Annotated in this window: 18 protein-coding genes; 13 read left to right on the top strand and 5 right to left on the bottom strand. The window is 60.4% G+C overall.

The annotated features are described in order from the left end of the window. Positions 1-29 precede the first annotated feature (29 nt). The 5 genes from AFK65_RS15405 (at position 30) to truD (ending at position 3082) form a co-directional block, all read left to right on the top strand. Positions 30-353 (top strand): DUF3561 family protein, encoded by a 324-nt coding sequence (locus AFK65_RS15405; protein ID WP_032804896.1) that lies wholly within the window; start codon positions 30-32, stop codon positions 351-353. 162 nt (positions 354-515) lie between these two features. Then, entirely contained in the window at positions 516-827 is a 312-nt protein-coding gene (ftsB, locus tag AFK65_RS15400; RefSeq protein ID WP_004387922.1) for a cell division protein FtsB, read from the top strand. A gap of 19 nt (positions 828-846) precedes the next feature. Further along, on the top strand, positions 847-1557 hold the full coding sequence (gene ispD / locus AFK65_RS15395) for a 2-C-methyl-D-erythritol 4-phosphate cytidylyltransferase (RefSeq protein WP_038856433.1): 711 nt from the start codon (positions 847-849) through the stop codon (positions 1555-1557). Beyond that, entirely contained in the window at positions 1557-2036 is a 480-nt protein-coding gene (ispF, locus tag AFK65_RS15390; RefSeq protein WP_007701242.1) for a 2-C-methyl-D-erythritol 2,4-cyclodiphosphate synthase, read from the top strand. The genes ispD and ispF overlap by 1 nt, the downstream gene beginning before the upstream one ends. Then, the gene (gene truD, locus AFK65_RS15385) at positions 2033-3082 is read left to right on the top strand and encodes a tRNA pseudouridine(13) synthase TruD (protein WP_038856435.1); all 1050 of its coding nucleotides are present in this window, start codon (positions 2033-2035) and stop codon (positions 3080-3082) included. Before ispF ends, truD begins: the two co-directional genes overlap by 4 nt. A 70-nt stretch (positions 3083-3152) precedes the next feature. On the opposite strand, the gene AFK65_RS15380 is transcribed toward truD, so the two are convergent. Beyond that, positions 3153-3479 (bottom strand): DUF1493 family protein, encoded by a 327-nt coding sequence (locus AFK65_RS15380; protein WP_007701231.1) that lies wholly within the window; start codon positions 3477-3479, stop codon positions 3153-3155. A gap of 384 nt (positions 3480-3863) precedes the next feature. Between AFK65_RS15380 and surE the strand changes: the two genes are divergently transcribed. From surE to rpoS, 4 genes are all read left to right on the top strand, one after another. Next, positions 3864-4625, top strand: coding sequence for a 5'/3'-nucleotidase SurE (surE, locus tag AFK65_RS15375; RefSeq protein ID WP_007701229.1), 762 nt, complete (start codon positions 3864-3866; stop codon positions 4623-4625). Beyond that, complete coding sequence (locus AFK65_RS15370) at positions 4619-5245, top strand: protein-L-isoaspartate(D-aspartate) O-methyltransferase (RefSeq protein ID WP_012123933.1); 627 nt, start codon at positions 4619-4621, stop codon at positions 5243-5245. The genes surE and AFK65_RS15370 overlap by 7 nt, the downstream gene beginning before the upstream one ends. 127 nt (positions 5246-5372) lie before the next feature. After that, positions 5373-6515: a murein hydrolase activator NlpD gene (gene nlpD, locus AFK65_RS15365; protein ID WP_007701219.1), complete on the top strand. Its 1143-nt coding sequence runs from the start codon at positions 5373-5375 to the stop codon at positions 6513-6515. 59 nt (positions 6516-6574) lie between these two features. Continuing rightward, on the top strand, positions 6575-7567 hold the full coding sequence (gene rpoS / locus AFK65_RS15360; RefSeq protein ID WP_007663544.1) for an RNA polymerase sigma factor RpoS: 993 nt from the start codon (positions 6575-6577) through the stop codon (positions 7565-7567). Between the two features lie 54 nt (positions 7568-7621). On the opposite strand, the gene AFK65_RS15355 is transcribed toward rpoS, so the two are convergent. Together AFK65_RS15355 and AFK65_RS15350 are read right to left on the bottom strand one after the other, a co-directional pair. Then, positions 7622-7996: a hypothetical protein gene (locus AFK65_RS15355; protein ID WP_007701216.1), complete on the bottom strand. Its 375-nt coding sequence runs from the start codon at positions 7994-7996 to the stop codon at positions 7622-7624. Beyond that, a complete protein-coding gene (locus tag AFK65_RS15350) occupies positions 7996-9375 on the bottom strand; it encodes an MFS transporter (RefSeq protein WP_038856438.1) in 1380 nt (459 codons plus the stop codon). Before AFK65_RS15350 ends, AFK65_RS15355 begins: the two co-directional genes overlap by 1 nt. 108 nt (positions 9376-9483) lie before the next feature. On the opposite strand from AFK65_RS15350, the gene AFK65_RS15345 reads away from it, so the two are divergent. After that, complete coding sequence (locus AFK65_RS15345) at positions 9484-10389, top strand: LysR family transcriptional regulator (protein WP_038856439.1); 906 nt, start codon at positions 9484-9486, stop codon at positions 10387-10389. A 2-nt stretch (positions 10390-10391) separates the two neighbouring features. Here AFK65_RS15345 and AFK65_RS15340 read toward each other — a convergent pair whose 3' ends face one another. Further along, positions 10392-10802 (bottom strand): MarR family winged helix-turn-helix transcriptional regulator, encoded by a 411-nt coding sequence (locus AFK65_RS15340; protein WP_007701203.1) that lies wholly within the window; start codon positions 10800-10802, stop codon positions 10392-10394. Positions 10803-10973: 171 nt separating this feature from the next. Between AFK65_RS15340 and AFK65_RS15335 the strand changes: the two genes are divergently transcribed. The 3 genes from AFK65_RS15335 to AFK65_RS15325 are packed head-to-tail and all read left to right on the top strand — an operon-like array spanning position 10974 to position 13257. Continuing rightward, positions 10974-11591, top strand: a complete 618-nt coding sequence (locus tag AFK65_RS15335; RefSeq protein WP_071602491.1) for a non-oxidative hydroxyarylic acid decarboxylases subunit B — start codon at positions 10974-10976, stop codon at positions 11589-11591. Beyond that, positions 11581-13011 (top strand): non-oxidative hydroxyarylic acid decarboxylases subunit C, encoded by a 1431-nt coding sequence (locus AFK65_RS15330; RefSeq protein ID WP_038856441.1) that lies wholly within the window; start codon positions 11581-11583, stop codon positions 13009-13011. The genes AFK65_RS15335 and AFK65_RS15330 overlap by 11 nt, the downstream gene beginning before the upstream one ends. A gap of 9 nt (positions 13012-13020) precedes the next feature. Beyond that, positions 13021-13257, top strand: a complete 237-nt coding sequence (locus AFK65_RS15325; RefSeq protein ID WP_038856442.1) for a non-oxidative hydroxyarylic acid decarboxylases subunit D — start codon at positions 13021-13023, stop codon at positions 13255-13257. Between the two features lie 153 nt (positions 13258-13410). Here AFK65_RS15325 and mutS read toward each other — a convergent pair whose 3' ends face one another. Next, positions 13411-15972 (bottom strand): DNA mismatch repair protein MutS, encoded by a 2562-nt coding sequence (gene mutS / locus AFK65_RS15320; protein WP_007701195.1) that lies wholly within the window; start codon positions 15970-15972, stop codon positions 13411-13413. Between the last annotated feature and the right edge of the window lie 15 nt (positions 15973-15987).

The following is a 15987-nucleotide window of genomic DNA, read 5'->3' as shown; positions in this document are numbered from 1 at the left end:
TCCCGGCCCGTCATGTCACAGGATAAGCGATGCGGAATACCACGAATATGATTGTTACCCAGGCGGATAACGCGCCTGCCGTCGAAGAACCCACCTGGGCCTGGCCTGGCGCCGTGGTGGGCTTTATTTCGTGGCTGCTGGCGCTTGGCGCGCCGTTTCTGCTCTACGGCTCCAATACGCTCTTTTTTATGCTCTACACCTGGCCGTTTTTTCTGGCGCTGATGCCGGTGGCCGTGGTGGTCGGCGTGGCGGTCTTTTCACTGCTGGCGCGTCGTCTGGTTTACAGCACGCTTGCCACGCTGATAAGCGTCGGGCTGATGTTCGGGCTGCTCTTTCTCTGGCTGGTGAGCTAACCTTTCGCGATTTTCATACTCTCTCAACAGGCGCATACGCATCGGCGCGCTTTCTGTGGTACATTCTGCCGCTGTTTAATTTCTTAACCTGCACGTCGTAGCAAGCCGGGTAGAGTCCGGCGGGAAGTTATGGGATGATGAAGCCGTTTTTCAGGGGGCAGAATGGGTAAACTAACGCTGCTATTGCTGGCTTTGCTGGTCTGGCTACAGTATTCGCTGTGGTTTGGAAAAAACGGCATCCACGACTATTCCCGCGTAGCTGACGACGTGGCGGTACAGCAGGCCACGAACGCCAAACTCAAAGCGCGTAACGATCAGCTTTTCGCCGAGATTGACGATCTCAACGGCGGTCAGGAAGCTATCGAAGAGCGCGCGCGCAACGAATTAAGCATGACCAAACCGGGCGAAACCTTCTATCGCCTGGTGCCGGACGCCACGAAACGCGCCGGCGGGCCTGCGCAAAATAATCGATAACCAGAAGCGGGTTTTACACATGGCGCCTTCCTTTGCGGACGTGATTGCCGTGGTGCCGGCGGCCGGAATCGGCAGCCGTATGCAGACGGAATGTCCCAAACAATACCTCACCATCGGGAACCAGACGATTCTCGAACACGCGGTCGCCCCGCTGTTGCAGCATCCGCGCATCAGCCGGGTGATCATCGCAATAAGCCCCGCCGACACCGCCTTCGCCCGGCTGCCGCTCGCGGCGCATCCGGATATCCAGGTGGTGCGCGGCGGCGCGCAGCGGGCCGACTCCGTGCTGGCCGGGCTCCAGGCCGCTGGCGACGCGCGCTGGGCGCTGGTGCATGACGCCGCGCGCCCGTGCCTTGCCGCCCAGGATCTCGAACGCCTGCTGGCCCTGACGGAAACCAGTCAGGTCGGCGGCATTCTCGCGTCGCCCGCCTGCGACACCATGAAGCGCGCGGAGCCGGGCAAACCCGCCATCGCGCATACCGTCGATCGCGAAAATCTCTGGCACGCGCTCACCCCGCAGCTGTTCCCGCTGGAACTGCTGCGCGACTGCCTGACGCGCGCGCTCGCTGAAGGCGCGACTATTACCGACGAAGCCTCGGCGCTGGAGCACTGCGGTTTCCACCCGGCGCTGGTCGCCGGTCGCGCGGACAATATTAAAGTAACCCGCCCTGAGGACCTGGCCCTGGCGGCGTTTTATCTGACCCGGTTAACCCCTATGGAGACGGCATAATGCGTATCGGACATGGTTTTGACGTACACGCCTTTGGTGGCACAGGCCCGATTATTCTTGGCGGCGTCCGTATTCCTTATGAGCAAGGGCTGCTGGCGCACTCCGACGGCGACGTGGCGCTGCATGCGCTAACCGACGCGCTGCTTGGCGCGGCGGCGCTGGGCGATATCGGCAAACTGTTCCCGGACACCGATCCGGCCTTTAAAGGCGCTGACAGCCGCGAGCTGCTGCGCGAAGCCTGGCGCCGTATCCAGGCGAAGGGCTACACGCTTGGCAACGTCGATGTCACCATCATCGCCCAGGCGCCGAAAATGGCCCCGCACATCCCGCAGATGCGCGTGTTTATCGCCGAGGATCTGGGCTGCCATATGGAGCAGGTGAATGTGAAAGCGACCACCACGGAAAAACTCGGCTTTACCGGCCGCGGCGAAGGCATCGCCTGCGAAGCCGTGGCGCTGCTGATGAAGGCTGGCGCATGAGTGACTTCAACACGCTGCGCTGGCTTCACGGTCAGCCGCAGGGGCAGGGGCGTCTCAAGGCCAGCCCGGGCGATTTTCAGGTGGTCGAGGATTTAGGCTTCGCGCCGGACGGCGACGGCGAACACCTGCTGGTGCGCATCCGTAAAACCGGCTGCAACACCCGCGCTGTGGCGGACGCGCTGGCGAAGTTTCTCGGCATCGCGGCGCGTGAGGTCAGCTTCGCGGGGCAGAAAGATAAATACGCCGTCACGGAGCAGTGGCTGTGCGCGCGCCTGCCTGGCAAAGAGATGCCCGCGATGCGCGCGTTTATGCTGGAAGGCTGCGAAGTGCTGGAGTTCGCCCGCCATCGTCGCAAGCTGCGCCTGGGCGCGCTGAAAGGCAACCGCTTCTCGCTGGTGCTGCGCGATATCACGCATCGCGATGAGATCGAACAGCGTCTGGGCCTGATTCGCGAACAGGGCGTGCCGAACTATTTCGGCCCGCAGCGTTTCGGGCGGGGCGGCAGCAATACCTACCAGGCGAAACGCTGGGCGCAGACGGGGCAGCCGCCGCGCGAGCGCAATAAGCGCGGCTTCGCGCTCTCCGCCGCGCGCAGCCTGATGTTTAACACGCTGGTCAGCGAACGTCTGCAACGTTGCGATGTTAACCAGGTGATGGACGGCGACGCGCTGCAACTCGCCGGGCGCGGCAGCTGGTTTGTCGCGGCCTCTGAGGAACTTGCTGATTTACAGGCCCGTGTGGACAGCGGCGAGCTGCTGATCACCGCCGCGCTGCCCGGCACCGGCGACTGGGGCACGCAGCGCGCGGCGCTGGCGTTTGAGCAGACGACGCTTGCAGATGAAACCGAGCTGCTCACGCTGCTGACCCGTGAAAAGGTCGAGGCCGCCCGACGCGCCATGTTACTGTTCCCGCGCGAGCTACGCTGGCAGTGGCAGGACGACGCGACGCTTGAGGTGAGCTTCTGGCTGCCCGCCGGCAGCTTCGCCACCAGCGTTATGCGAGAACTGTTCAATACGTCAGAGGATGTCGCGGATATCAGCGAATAACATTCCATTCCGCTTTCTTCTTCGCGACGCATTAAAAAACCGCCCCAGGGCGGTTTTTTTGTCGCTACGCTCAGTCAAACAGCCAGCGCCCGGCTTTCGCGGATTGCGCAAACATGCGTACGGTCAACGGTTTCGCCGTCTGCACAACAGGTTTACGGGTGAACCATTTCCGAAAGAACCACGGTTTTTTCCACGGAAAGTAGCGATCCCAGTTCATTGCTGACATATCGACATGAAAATGTTGATCGTACTGGTTAATGGCTGCCAGCAGATCGTCAGATTCCGCATATTCCTGCAACGCATCATCCAGTTCGAGAGGGATGCTGTTAAGCCTGAGATCGGCAAGCGTGGGCAATGCCTTGCGAAAGAAAGCCAGCACGTCGTCGTTACCCCTCATATTGTCATCCTTCCCTGTAATTTATCCGGGAAAAGTATAGAAACCCTCGTATGGCGCTGATAACGCCGTAAACGAAAGATCGGATAAACACGCGGCCAGGCACCACACTTTCTTCCCTGAGCAGAGCCAGTTTGGCTTTCCTCGCAAAAATGAACTAATAACTGATGACGCGAATCGCGGGACGTTATCCCTCCTGCTCATGTAACAACATGATATTGCGAAAATCGACCCTACCGGACAGCGGCATCGCGCGTTAGAATGCCAGCGAGCGGCTATCCGGCCTTCTGCCTGAATCAGCTTCAGCGCAGGCAAAACAGAAAAAGCAGAATGAGATTTAAGGAATCACGCTTGCATGTTTAACACCAGGAAAGGATTACGCGCGTTATGCGGATATTGCTGAGTAATGATGATGGGATCCACGCGCCGGGCATTCAGGCGCTGGCGAAGGCGCTGCGTGAATTCGCCGAGGTTCAGGTGGTGGCTCCCGACCGCAACCGTAGCGGCGCGTCTAACTCCCTGACGCTGGAATCTTCGCTTCGCACGTTCACTTACCCCAACGGCGATATCGCGGTGCAGATGGGTACCCCCACCGACTGCGTCTTCCTCGGCGTTAACGCGCTGATGCGTCCGCGCCCTGATGTGGTGGTCTCCGGCATTAACGCCGGGCCGAATCTGGGCGATGACGTGATTTACTCCGGCACCGTGGCCGCGGCGATGGAAGGCCGTCATCTGGGCCTGCCGGCGCTCGCGGTGTCGCTCAACGGCCACGAGCATTACGAGACCGCCGCTGCCGTGACCTGTACGCTGTTACGCGCGCTCGCCCGCGAGCCGCTGCGCACCGGACGCATCCTCAACATCAACGTGCCCGATCTGCCGCTTGAGGAGATCAAAGGCATTCGCGTCACCCGCTGCGGCAGCCGTCATCCGGCGGATAAAGTCATTCCGCAGGACGATCCGCGCGGCAATACGCTCTACTGGATAGGCCCGCCGGGCGATAAGCTCGACGCCGGCCCGGATACCGATTTCGCCGCGGTGGACGAGGGCTACGTCTCCGTCACGCCGCTGCATGTCGATTTAACCGCGCACAGCGCGCAGGATGTGGTGACCCGCTGGTTATCCAGCGCCGGAGTGAACGGGCAATGGTAAACAATCGTGTTCAGACCCTTCTGAATCAACTGCGTGCTCAGGGCATCAAAGATGAACGCGTGCTTGAGGCCATTTCGCGCGTGCCGCGTGAAAAGTTTGTCGATGAAGCGTTTGAGCACAAAGCCTGGGAGAACGTGGCGCTGCCTATTGGTTCAGGGCAAACCATTTCTCAGCCTTATATGGTGGCGCGGATGACCGAGCTTCTGACGCTCACGCCCGCCTCACGGGTGCTGGAAATCGGCACCGGCTCCGGCTACCAGACGGCGATTCTGGCCCATCTGGTGCATCACGTCTGTTCCGTCGAGCGCATTAAAAGCCTGCAATGGCACGCCAGACGGCGTTTAAAGCAGCTCGATCTGCACAATATCTCCACCCGTCACGGCGATGGCTGGCAGGGGTGGCAGGCGCGCGCGCCATTTGACGCTATCATTGTGACTGCCGCTCCGCCTGAAATCCCGACAGCGTTACTGTCGCAGCTGGACGAGGGCGGCATTCTGGTTCTTCCCGTGGGCGACGAACAGCAGGTGTTAAAGCGCGTTCGTCGGCGGGGGAGCGAATTTATTATCGACACCGTAGAAGCCGTACGTTTTGTTCCTCTGGTGAAAGGGGAGCTGGCGTAAACCAGGAATTTTTCCTGAGTTTTTAGCGCGTTTTTGGCGTATGGTGGGCAAAAATCGCGTCGGCCAGGCGCCGAACAGAGCGGTTGTCATCGTATTTATAGAGAAGTAAACCATTCCAGGGGGATAAATGAGCGCGGGAAGCCCAACCTTCACAGCACGCCGTGTCGCGGCGCTGTCACTGATTTCGCTTTGTCTGGCGGCATGTAATTCAAATAACTCCTCCGCACCGGCGCCCGTCAGTTCCGTTGGCGGCAGCGCGAACAGCAGCAGCGCAGGGGCCAGTTCCGGCGCAGGCGGCGGGATGATCATGCCGCCATCGAATATCTCAACGCAGGCCAGCCAGCCGCAGATCCAGCCGGCGCCGGTTCAGCCGCAGATTAGCCAGCCGCGACAGGCGCAGGCCATCCCCGAACAGCCGGTTCAGACCCAAAACGGGCGCATTGTTTACAATCGCAAGTATGGGAATATTCCGAAAGGTAGCTATACCGGCGGCAGCACCTATACCGTGAAACGCGGCGATACGCTGTTCTATATCGCCTGGATCACCGGGAACGATTTCCGCGATCTCGCCCAGCGTAACCACATCGAAGCCCCGTACGGCCTGAATGTCGGCCAGACGCTGCAGGTCGGCAACGCGTCAGGAACGCCTATTACCGGTGGGAACGCCATTACTCAGGCTGACGCCAGCGCACAAGGAATAGTCTCAAAACCTGCGCAAAATACCAGCACAGTGGTTGCGTCGAAACCGACAATTATTTACTCTGAGGATTCAGGTGAACAGAGTGCTAACAAAATGTTGCCTGGGAATGTGAGCTCTGGGGCAGTCGTAGCTCCTTCCACAGCGCCTGTTGTTAGCACGCAAGAACCGACCGTAAGCAGCACGACCAATAGCGCACCTGTCGCTACCTGGCGCTGGCCGACTGAAGGCAACGTTATCGAGAACTTCTCCGCCGCTGAAGGGGGGAACAAAGGGATCGATATCGCAGGCAGCAAAGGACAGGCAATCATCGCGACCGCAGATGGTCGTGTTGTGTACGCCGGTAATGCGCTCCGCGGTTACGGTAATCTTATTATCATCAAACACAACGATGATTACCTGAGTGCCTACGCCCATAACGACACAATGCTGGTCCGGGAACAACAAGAAGTTAAGGCGGGGCAAAAAATCGCTACCATGGGTAGCTCCGGAACCAGTTCAACACGCTTGCATTTTGAAATTCGTTACAAGGGGAAATCCGTAAACCCGCTGCGCTATTTGCCGCAGCGATAAATTGGCAGAGTGCGCTTCTTCAGGCGCTTTGCTCAGGGATCACGGGTAGGAGCCACCTTATGAATCAGAATACGCTGAAAGTTCATGACTTAAATGAAGACGCGGAATTTGATGAGAACGGAGTAGAGGCTTTTGACGAAAAAGCCTTGGTAGAAGAGGAACCCAGTGATAACGACCTGGCTGAAGAAGAGCTGCTGTCGCAGGGTTCAACACAGCGTGTATTAGATGCAACTCAGCTGTATCTGGGTGAGATTGGTTATTCGCCTCTGTTAACCGCTGAAGAAGAAGTTTACTTCGCACGCCGCGCTCTGCGTGGTGATGTCGCCTCCCGCCGTCGCATGATCGAAAGTAACCTGCGTCTGGTGGTGAAGATTGCCCGTCGTTACAGCAATCGTGGTCTGGCGCTGCTGGATCTGATTGAAGAGGGCAACCTGGGGCTAATCCGCGCTGTTGAGAAATTTGACCCGGAACGCGGGTTCCGTTTCTCTACTTACGCAACCTGGTGGATTCGTCAGACCATCGAACGGGCAATCATGAACCAAACCCGTACGATTCGCCTGCCGATTCACATCGTAAAAGAGCTTAACGTCTATCTGCGTACCGCTCGTGAACTGTCCCATAAACTGGACCACGAACCGAGTGCGGAAGAGATTGCTGAACAGCTGGATAAACCGGTTGATGACGTTAGCCGTATGCTGCGCCTGAACGAGCGTATTACCTCTGTTGACACCCCGCTGGGTGGCGATTCAGAGAAAGCGCTGCTGGATATCCTGGCCGATGAGAAAGACAACGGCCCGGAAGACACCACGCAAGACGATGATATGAAACAGAGCATCGTCAAATGGCTGTTCGAACTGAACGCCAAACAGCGTGAAGTTCTGGCCCGTCGTTTCGGTCTGCTCGGTTACGAAGCGGCAACGCTTGAAGATGTCGGTCGTGAAATCGGCCTGACTCGTGAACGCGTTCGCCAGATCCAGGTTGAAGGCCTGCGCCGTCTGCGTGAAATTTTGCAGGGCCAGGGGCTGAACATCGAAGCGCTGTTCCGCGAATAATCACCATTCCTGTCAAAAGGGCCAGTCATCCGACTGGCCTTTTTCTTTTGCGCCTTACGCCTGCCGCGTTTCATGCAGGTGACGCCAGCGCGGTTCCCCTTTATGGAGTTCAAACACAACGGTCGACCAGCGAACCGTGCTCTCCTGCGCTATCCGTTGCGTTTCGCGATACCCCACCACGGCGCCATCGGGCCACTCGACGATAACCGAAAGCGCATCCACCTGAATCTCCAGACCGGGTTTACTGCCGCCCGCGCCGGTAAAGAACGCGTTAAGCATGTGCATATCCAGCGGCGCGCCGTTCAGCGGAATCATCGAATAATCGGGGCTAAAGCGGCCCAGCAATGCCTGGACATCGCCCTCGCCCCGGCCGAGCCAGCGTTCAATCGCCACATGGGCGTCGAGAACTTCTTTAAACCAGCGATTCATCACTTCTCCTTCTCTTCGACAAATGACAGCGTGACAGCCTGACGGGGCAGACGCCACGCGAAAATCAGCGGCACCAGCGTCAGCGCCGCCGCAAGGGTAAAGGTCGTCTGCCAGGCGGCGAGCGGCGAAAGCCACATCAGCAGCGCATTCAGCGCAAGGCTCACCAGCGTGACGCCAAAGCAGAAGCTGAGCTGGCGGTTGATATTCCACAGCGCGCTGGCGTCCGGCATATCGGCGTTAGCGGTATGCAAAAACGCGCTGCTCTGCGCCGTACTGCTACACAGGCTGCCGCCTGCGCCCATCAGAAAGAACGCCGTCACCAGCAGCGCCCACGGGCTCTGCGCATCGGTTTGCGTCAGCAGCACAATCCCGCCCGCCTGCAACAGGCAGCCGAGGGAAATTAACGGCCGCGGGCCGAGGCGGTTAAATAAACGGGCGGTGGCGGAAATCGCCATAAACGACGCCGCCGACCACGGCACCATCAGCGCGCCGCTGGCGGCGGGCGAAAGCCCCGCCACGGTCTGTAGCCAGAACATGCCGACCACGTTAACGCCAATAAACATGCCGGGCACGCACTGATAAACCAGCATCGAAAAGCGCATCAGCGGCTCGCCCAGCAGATGCACCCTCAGCAGCGGTACGGGGTGACGGCGACAGCGTCGCAGCATCAGCGCGATAAGCGCAATGCCCGACGCCAGACCTGCCGCCGCCAGCCACGGCGCGGTTTTTTCGCTAAGCCCGTTCAGCCCGAACAACACCAGCAGCAGGCCACCTGCGCCGGTAATAACGCTTATCGTATCGAGCGGGCGTTTATCGCGCGCTGGCGCATCGGGTTTGAGCCAGCAGAACGCCATGACCAGCGCCAGCAGCGAGAGCGGCAGGCTCGCCAGAAAGACCCACTGCCAGCCCGCCGTCTGGACGATAAGCCCGCCTGCGACCGGCGAAAGCGCGGGTGCCAGCAGGCCCGTCAGCATCACGGCGGAAGAGAGCCCGGCACGCTCATGGCTGGCAAACAGCTGCCAGGCCAGCGCCTGTCCGACCGGGATCAGCACGCCGCCGCCCGCGCCCTGGATAACGCGCCAGAAGATGAGCGACTCCAGCGACGTCGCCAGGCCGCAGGCCGCCGTCGCCACGGTGAACAGCGCCAGCGACAGTAAAAACAGACGCCGCGCGCCGAGGCGCTGCGTAAGCCAGGCGCTGAGCGGGATCACTACCGTCAGCCCGGCAATGTAGCCGTTGCTTATCCAGGAAAGCTGCGTCACCGACGCGTGCAGCGCCTCGCCGATAGCCGGGAAGGCCACCGCCGCGATAAACATATTGATGAGATCGAGAAAAAAGCCCAGCAGGTAAATCAGGGTTACTTTGTTACGGTAGGTCATGACACGCCCTCAGTGGAAGAGGGGCACTCTAACCGCTCGCGATGAAAGGAAAAACGGCGTTTGGGTTGATATACTGTCAAACCCTTTTTGACAATCGGCGCAACGAAGATGCTGAATTTATCGCGGCTGGCTATGTTTGTCGCTGTCGTGGACGCGAAAAGCTTTACTGGCGCCGCCGCGGCGCTCGGGCAGACTAAAGCCGTAGTCAGCTTTAATATCCGCCAGCTTGAAAGCGAACTGGGCGTGACGCTGCTGCTGCGCTCGACGCGCCGCCTGACGCTGACCGACGCGGGCGAGCGTTTATACCAGCGCAGCCTGTTACTGCTAAAAGATGCCGGTGCGCTGCTGGAGGATGTGCAGGCAAGCCATGACGGGTTTAGCGGCGAGCTGCGCGTGACCACCACGCCGGAATATGCAACCCACGTGGTCGGCCCGGCGCTCGCTGCCTTCAGCCGCGCGCATCCGGCGCTGCGCATCCGCCATTTCTCGTCATCGCAGCACGCCGATTTAATCTCAGAGCGCGTGGATGTCGCAATCCGGCTCGGCACGTTGCAGGATTCCGCCTATCGCGCGGCGCTGATTTCCCGTTTCGATATTTTCCCCGTCGCGTCGCCCGCGTGGCTTGAACGCCACCCGATCTCAACGCCGGAGGCGCTCAGCCAGGCGGACTGGCTGGTGCATACCCGGCTGGCGTCGCCGCTGCGCTGGGAGCTTACCGGCCCGCACAACGAGACGCTGTGGTTTGAGATAACGCGCCCGCCCGTCATAGCGGCCGACGGCGCAGGCGCGCTGATGACGTTCGCGCTGGAAGGCTGCGGCGTGGCGCTGCTGCCCGCGTGGCTGGTTAAAACCGCGCTGGAAGAGGAAAGCCTGGTGCGGCTACTGCCTGCGTATCGCTTTCCGGCGCAGGGCGTCTATGCGGTCTACCCCGACGCGCGCCACGTTTCCGGCAAGGTGCGGGGGTTTATCGATTTTCTGCGCGCCCGCGAAGCGCAGGCGGCGGCTGGCAAATAGCGTTACGCTTTGTCGATCATCCGCGTGATGAGCGTGGCGAACAGCGCGCGCTCTTCGGCGTTCAGCTTGCCTAAAAACGCCTCGTCCACGGCGTCGCCCTTCGGAATGCTGGCATGCAACAGCGCCTCGCCTTCCGGCGTGAGGTAAATAAACCGGCGGCGCTTATCCTCCGGCGCGCTTTCACGGCGCACCAGCCCGCGGCTCTCCATCCGGCTCAGCATTTCAGCAAGCGTCGCTTTGGTGCTGACGGCGGCTTCGGTCAGCGCCACCTGCTCAATGCCGGGGTTTTCGGCTATCGATCGCAGCACCGCGTATTGCGGCTTGGTCAGCTCAGGCAGCGCCAGCTGCCACTGCGCCGTATGTTGCTGAAAAAGCTGGCGTAACAGATGAAAGGCTTGTTGGTTAACGGCCATACGGTCTCCGGAATCAGGATCTCCTCACCATAATAACCGCTCCGGCGCTGAAAGCTAACGCGGCGCTTTTTAGCAAAAAGTGTGACTGTACACGAACGATCTTGCCAGTCTCTCCTGTCGGGCGTACTTTTAATTTATATGTTCGTACACGAACAATAATTGAGGTAACGCATGAGGATAATTGTCGGAATGACTGGCGCAACCGGCGCGCCGCTTGGGGTCGCGCTGTTGCAGGCGCTGAAAGCGATGCCTGAGGTGGAAACCCATCTGGTGATGTCGAAGTGGGCGAAAACCACGATTGAACTGGAAACGCCGTTCTCCTGGCAGGATGTCGCGGGGCTGGCGGACGTGGTGCACAGTCCGGCGGATCAGGCCGCGACCATCTCTTCAGGATCGTTTCGCACCGATGGCATGGTGATTATTCCGTGCAGCATGAAAACCCTGGCGGGCATTCGCGCGGGCTATGCCGACGGGCTGGTGGGCCGCGCCGCTGATGTGGTGCTGAAAGAGAACCGCAAACTGGTGCTGGTGCCGCGCGAAACGCCGCTCAGCACCATTCATCTGGAAAACCTGCTGGCGCTCTCGAAGATGGGCGTGGCCATCGTGCCGCCCATGCCCGCCTGGTATAACCATCCCGCGACGATCGACGACATCATCAACCATATCGTCGCGCGCGTGCTCGATCAGTTCGGGCTCGACGCCCGCAACGCCCGCCGCTGGCAGGGGCTGAATCCTGCGAAAACAGCCGACACCCATTCATCACGAGGAGGAAACACGCATGGCGTTTGACGATCTGCGCAGCTTTTTGCAGGCGCTTGAAGAACAGGGACAACTGCTGAAGATCAGCGAAGAGGTGCTGGCGGAGCCGGATATCGCGGCGGCCGCCAACGCGACCGGACGCATCGGCGAAGGCGCGCCCGCGCTCTGGTTTGACAATATCCGCGGCTTTACCGACGCGCGGGTGGCGATGAACACCATCGGCTCCTGGCCGAACCACGCGATCTCGCTCGGCCTGCCGCCCGCCACGCCGGTAAAGCAGCAGATTGAAGAATTTATTCGCCGCTGGGATACCTTCCCGGTCGCGCCCGAGCGCCGCGATAATCCGCCGTGGGCGGAAAACAGCGTCGACGGCGACGACATCAATCTGTTCGATATTCTGCCGCTGTTTCGCTTAAACGACGGCGACGGCGGGTTTTACCTTGATAAAGCGTGCGTGGTCTCGCGCGATCCGCTCGATCCCGATCACTTCGGCAAGCAGAACGTCGGCATCTACCGGATGGAAGTGAAAGGCAAGCGCAAGCTCGGGCTGCAACCGGTGCCGATGCATGATATCGCGCTGCATCTGCATAAGGCCGAGGAGCGCGGCGAGGATTTGCCGGTCGCCATTACGCTTGGCAACGATCCGATCATCACGCTGATGGGCGCCACGCCGCTGAAATACGATCAGTCGGAGTATGAAATGGCGGGCGCGCTGCGCGAAAGCCCGTACCCGATCGCCACCGCGCCGCTGACCGGTTTCGATGTGCCGTGGGGCTCGGAAGTGATCCTCGAAGGAGTGATTGAAGGGCGCAAGCGTGAGATAGAAGGGCCGTTCGGCGAGTTTACCGGGCACTACTCCGGCGGGCGCAATATGACCGTGGTGCGTATCGATAAAGTCTCTTATCGCACCAAACCGATTTTCGAATCGCTCTATCTCGGTATGCCGTGGACCGAAATCGACTACCTGATTGGCCCGGCGACCTGCGTGCCGCTTTACCAGCAGCTTAAAGCGGAGTTCCCGGAAGTGCAGGCGGTGAACGCGATGTACACCCACGGGCTGCTCGCGATTATCTCCACCAAAAAACGCTACGGCGGTTTCGCCCGCGCGGTGGGCCTGCGCGCGATGACCACGCCGCACGGGCTTGGCTACGTGAAGATGGTGATTATGGTGGATGAGGATGTCGATCCGTTCGATCTGCCGCAGGTGATGTGGGCGCTGTCGTCAAAAGTGAACCCGGCGGGCGATCTGGTGCAGCTGCCGAATATGTCGGTGCTGGAGCTTGACCCTGGCTCAAGCCCGGCGGGGATTACCGACAAGCTGATTATCGACGCCACGACGCCGGTCGCGCCGGATAACCGCGGGCATTACAGCCAGCCGGTGAAAGACCTGCCGGAAACCCCGCAGTGGGTCGAGAAGCTGACCGCCATGCTGGCTAACCGTAAAAAATAAGGAGACGAGATGATTTGTCCACGTTGTGCCGATGAAACCATCGAAATTATGGCGACGTCGCCGGTGAAAGGCGTCTGGACGGTGTATCAGTGCCAGCATTGTCTGTACACCTGGCGCGACACCGAGCCGCTGCGCCGTACCAGCCGCGAGCATTACCCCGAGGCGTTCCGGATGACGCAGGCCGATATCGATAACGCGCCGGAAGTCCCAACGGTGCCGCCGCTGCTGGCGGAGAATAAACGCTAACCCTCCGGGCGAAGGTTTAAACGGTGGGGGCGAAACGTAGAACGGTGGGTGCGCTTCGCTTACCCACCCTACCAAACACAAGGCGCTGAAATTATGTAGGGCGGGTAAGCGTAGCGCACCCGCCACCTCAAACTACCCACCCACCACAGCCGCTTACACCAGGCTCTTAAGCCGGTAGATCCACTCCAGCGCCTGACGCGGCGACAGCGAATCCGGGTCGAGATTCTCCAGCGCCTCTACCGCCGGGCTGGTCTCTTCGGCGGCAGCGAGCAGCGACATCTGCGTGCCGTCCACCTGCGTTGCCGCCGCGTTACCGGAAAGGCTCTCCAGCTCGCGCAGCTTCTGGCGCGCGCGCTTAATCACCTCTTTCGGCACGCCCGCCAGCGCCGCGACCGCCAGACCGTAACTCTTGCTGGCGGCACCGTCCTGAACGCTGTGCATAAACGCTATCGTATCGCCATGCTCAATCGCATCCAGATGCACGTTGGCGACGCCTTCCATCTTCTCCGGCAACTGGGTCAGCTCGAAGTAGTGCGTGGCGAACAGCGTCAGCGCTTTAATACGGTTCGCGAGGCTCTCCGCGCACGCCCACGCGAGTGACAGCCCGTCATAGGTTGACGTTCCGCGGCCAATCTCATCCATCAGCACCAGGCTATGCTCGGTGGCGTTATGCAGAATATTGGCGGTTTCGGTCATCTCAACCATAAAGGTCGAGCGCCCGGAAGCCAGATCGTCGGCGGCGCCCACGCGGGTAAAGATGCGATCGATCGGGCCGATTTCCGCCTGCTCGGCGGGCACGAAGCTGCCGATATACGCCATCAGCACAATCAGCGCCGTCTGGCGCATATAAGTACTCTTACCGCCCATGTTCGGGCCAGTTATGATCAACATCCTGCGCTGGGGGCTGAGTGACAGCGGGTTGGCGATAAACGGCTCATTCAGCACGCGCTCCACCACCGGGTGACGGCCTTCCACCAGGCGAACGCCCGGTTTATCGGTCAGCGTCGGGCAGTGGTAGTTCAGCGTGTCGGCGCGCTCGGCAAGGTTCGTCAGTACGTCCAGCTCGGCAAGCGCGGCGGCGCTCTTTTGCAGTTCCGCCAGGTGCGGCAGCAGCAGATCGAACAGCTCGTCATAGAGCTGTTTTTCCAGCGCCAGCGCTTTGCCTTTGGAGGTCAGAACTTTGTCTTCATACTCTTTGAGCTCAGGAATAATGTAGCGCTCGGCGTTTTTCAGCGTCTGGCGGCGCACATAATGAATCGGCACCATATGGCTCTGGCCGCGGCTCACCTGAATAAAGTAGCCGTGCACCGCGTTGAAGCCCACCTTGAGCGTGTCGATGCCGAGCTTCTCGCGCTCGCGGATCTCCAGGCGGTCGAGGTAATCCGTCGCGCCGTCGGCCAGCGCACGCCATTCGTCGAGCTCTTCATGGTAGCCTGGCGCAATCACGCCGCCGTCGCGCACCAGCACCGGCGGCGCTTCAATAATGGCGCGCTCCAGCAAATCTCTCAGTTCAGTAAATTCGCCCATCTGCTCGCGCAGCGTCTGCACATACTCAGCGTCAATATCGGCAAGCAGCGTATTGAGCGTCGGCAACTGCTGGAAGGCGTGACGCATGCGCGCCAGATCGCGCGGCCGGGCGGTACGCAGCGCCAGGCGCGCCAGAATACGTTCCAGATCGCCGACCTGGCGCAGCACGGGCTGGATGTCGGCGCTGTATTCCATCAGCGCCGCGATGGCCTGCTGGCGGTGGCGCAACACGTTCGTATCGCGCACCGGCATATGCAGCCAGCGTTTTAACATGCGGCTGCCCATCGGCGTAACGGTGCAGTCGAGCACCGACGCCAGCGTGTTTTCCACGCCGCCCGCCAGATTCTGGGTGATCTCAAGATTGCGGCGCGTGGCGGCGTCCATAATGATACCGTCCTGCTGGCGCTCCATGGTGATCGAGCGGATATGCGGCAGGCTGGTGCGCTGCGTGTCTTTCACGTACTGCAACAGACACCCGGCGGCGCACAGCCCGCGCGGCGCGTTCTCCACGCCAAAGCCCACCAGATCGCGCGTGCCGAATTGCAGGTTCAGCTGCTGGCGGGCGGTATCGAGTTCAAACTCCCAGAGCGGGCGACGGCGCAGGCCGCGGCGGCCTTCAATCAGCGACATCTCGGCGAAATCTTCCGCATACAGCAGTTCCGCCGGGTTGGTGCGCTGCAATTCCGCCGCCATGGTTTCCCGGTCCTGCGGCTCGGTTAAGCGAAAACGACCGGAGCTGATATCCAGCGTCGCGTAGCCAAAGCCTTTGCTGTCCTGCCAGATGGCGGCCAGCAGGTTGTCCTGACGCTCCTGCAACAGCGCTTCATCGCTGATGGTGCCGGGCGTGACGATGCGCACCACTTTGCGCTCCACCGGGCCTTTTGACGTGGCCGGGTCGCCAATCTGCTCGCAAATCGCCACCGATTCGCCAAGGTTAACCAGCTTCGCCAGATAGTTTTCCACGGCGTGGTGCGGCACGCCCGCCATCGGGATCGGCTCGCCTGCCGAGGCGCCGCGTTTGGTCAGAGAAATATCCAGCAGCTGCGACGCGCGTTTCGCATCGTCATAAAAGAGTTCGTAAAAATCGCCCATGCGATAAAACAGCAGAATGTCAGGGTGCTGCGCCTTGAGCTTCAGATACTGCTGCATCATGGGCGTGTGGGCGTCGAAGGTTTCGCTTGTACTCATCGTTTTTTGATGTCC

This window comes from Cronobacter universalis NCTC 9529, from assembly GCF_001277175.1.
In the GTDB taxonomy this organism is placed as follows: domain Bacteria; phylum Pseudomonadota; class Gammaproteobacteria; order Enterobacterales; family Enterobacteriaceae; genus Cronobacter; species Cronobacter universalis.
The sequence above is the reverse complement of the archived record's forward strand: the minus strand, read 5'-3'. Positions and strand labels throughout refer to the sequence as shown.

Excerpts from the sequence above, each read along its gene's own strand:
- AFK65_RS15405 (WP_032804896.1), top strand. The coding sequence starts at position 30 with ATGCGGAATACCACGAATATGATTGTTACCCAGGCGGATAACGCGCCT.
- ftsB (WP_004387922.1), top strand. The coding sequence starts at position 516 with ATGGGTAAACTAACGCTGCTATTGCTGGCTTTGCTGGTCTGGCTACAG.
- ispD (WP_038856433.1), top strand. The coding sequence starts at position 847 with ATGGCGCCTTCCTTTGCGGACGTGATTGCCGTGGTGCCGGCGGCCGGA.
- ispF (WP_007701242.1), top strand. The coding sequence starts at position 1,557 with ATGCGTATCGGACATGGTTTTGACGTACACGCCTTTGGTGGCACAGGC.
- truD (WP_038856435.1), top strand. The coding sequence starts at position 2,033 with ATGAGTGACTTCAACACGCTGCGCTGGCTTCACGGTCAGCCGCAGGGG.
- AFK65_RS15380 (WP_007701231.1), bottom strand. The coding sequence starts at position 3,479 with ATGAGGGGTAACGACGACGTGCTGGCTTTCTTTCGCAAGGCATTGCCC.
- surE (WP_007701229.1), top strand. The coding sequence starts at position 3,864 with ATGCGGATATTGCTGAGTAATGATGATGGGATCCACGCGCCGGGCATT.
- AFK65_RS15370 (WP_012123933.1), top strand. The coding sequence starts at position 4,619 with ATGGTAAACAATCGTGTTCAGACCCTTCTGAATCAACTGCGTGCTCAG.
- nlpD (WP_007701219.1), top strand. The coding sequence starts at position 5,373 with ATGAGCGCGGGAAGCCCAACCTTCACAGCACGCCGTGTCGCGGCGCTG.
- rpoS (WP_007663544.1), top strand. The coding sequence starts at position 6,575 with ATGAATCAGAATACGCTGAAAGTTCATGACTTAAATGAAGACGCGGAA.
- AFK65_RS15355 (WP_007701216.1), bottom strand. The coding sequence starts at position 7,996 with ATGAATCGCTGGTTTAAAGAAGTTCTCGACGCCCATGTGGCGATTGAA.
- AFK65_RS15350 (WP_038856438.1), bottom strand. The coding sequence starts at position 9,375 with ATGACCTACCGTAACAAAGTAACCCTGATTTACCTGCTGGGCTTTTTT.
- AFK65_RS15345 (WP_038856439.1), top strand. The coding sequence starts at position 9,484 with ATGCTGAATTTATCGCGGCTGGCTATGTTTGTCGCTGTCGTGGACGCG.
- AFK65_RS15340 (WP_007701203.1), bottom strand. The coding sequence starts at position 10,802 with ATGGCCGTTAACCAACAAGCCTTTCATCTGTTACGCCAGCTTTTTCAG.
- AFK65_RS15335 (WP_071602491.1), top strand. The coding sequence starts at position 10,974 with ATGAGGATAATTGTCGGAATGACTGGCGCAACCGGCGCGCCGCTTGGG.
- AFK65_RS15330 (WP_038856441.1), top strand. The coding sequence starts at position 11,581 with ATGGCGTTTGACGATCTGCGCAGCTTTTTGCAGGCGCTTGAAGAACAG.
- AFK65_RS15325 (WP_038856442.1), top strand. The coding sequence starts at position 13,021 with ATGATTTGTCCACGTTGTGCCGATGAAACCATCGAAATTATGGCGACG.
- mutS (WP_007701195.1), bottom strand. The coding sequence starts at position 15,972 with ATGAGTACAAGCGAAACCTTCGACGCCCACACGCCCATGATGCAGCAG.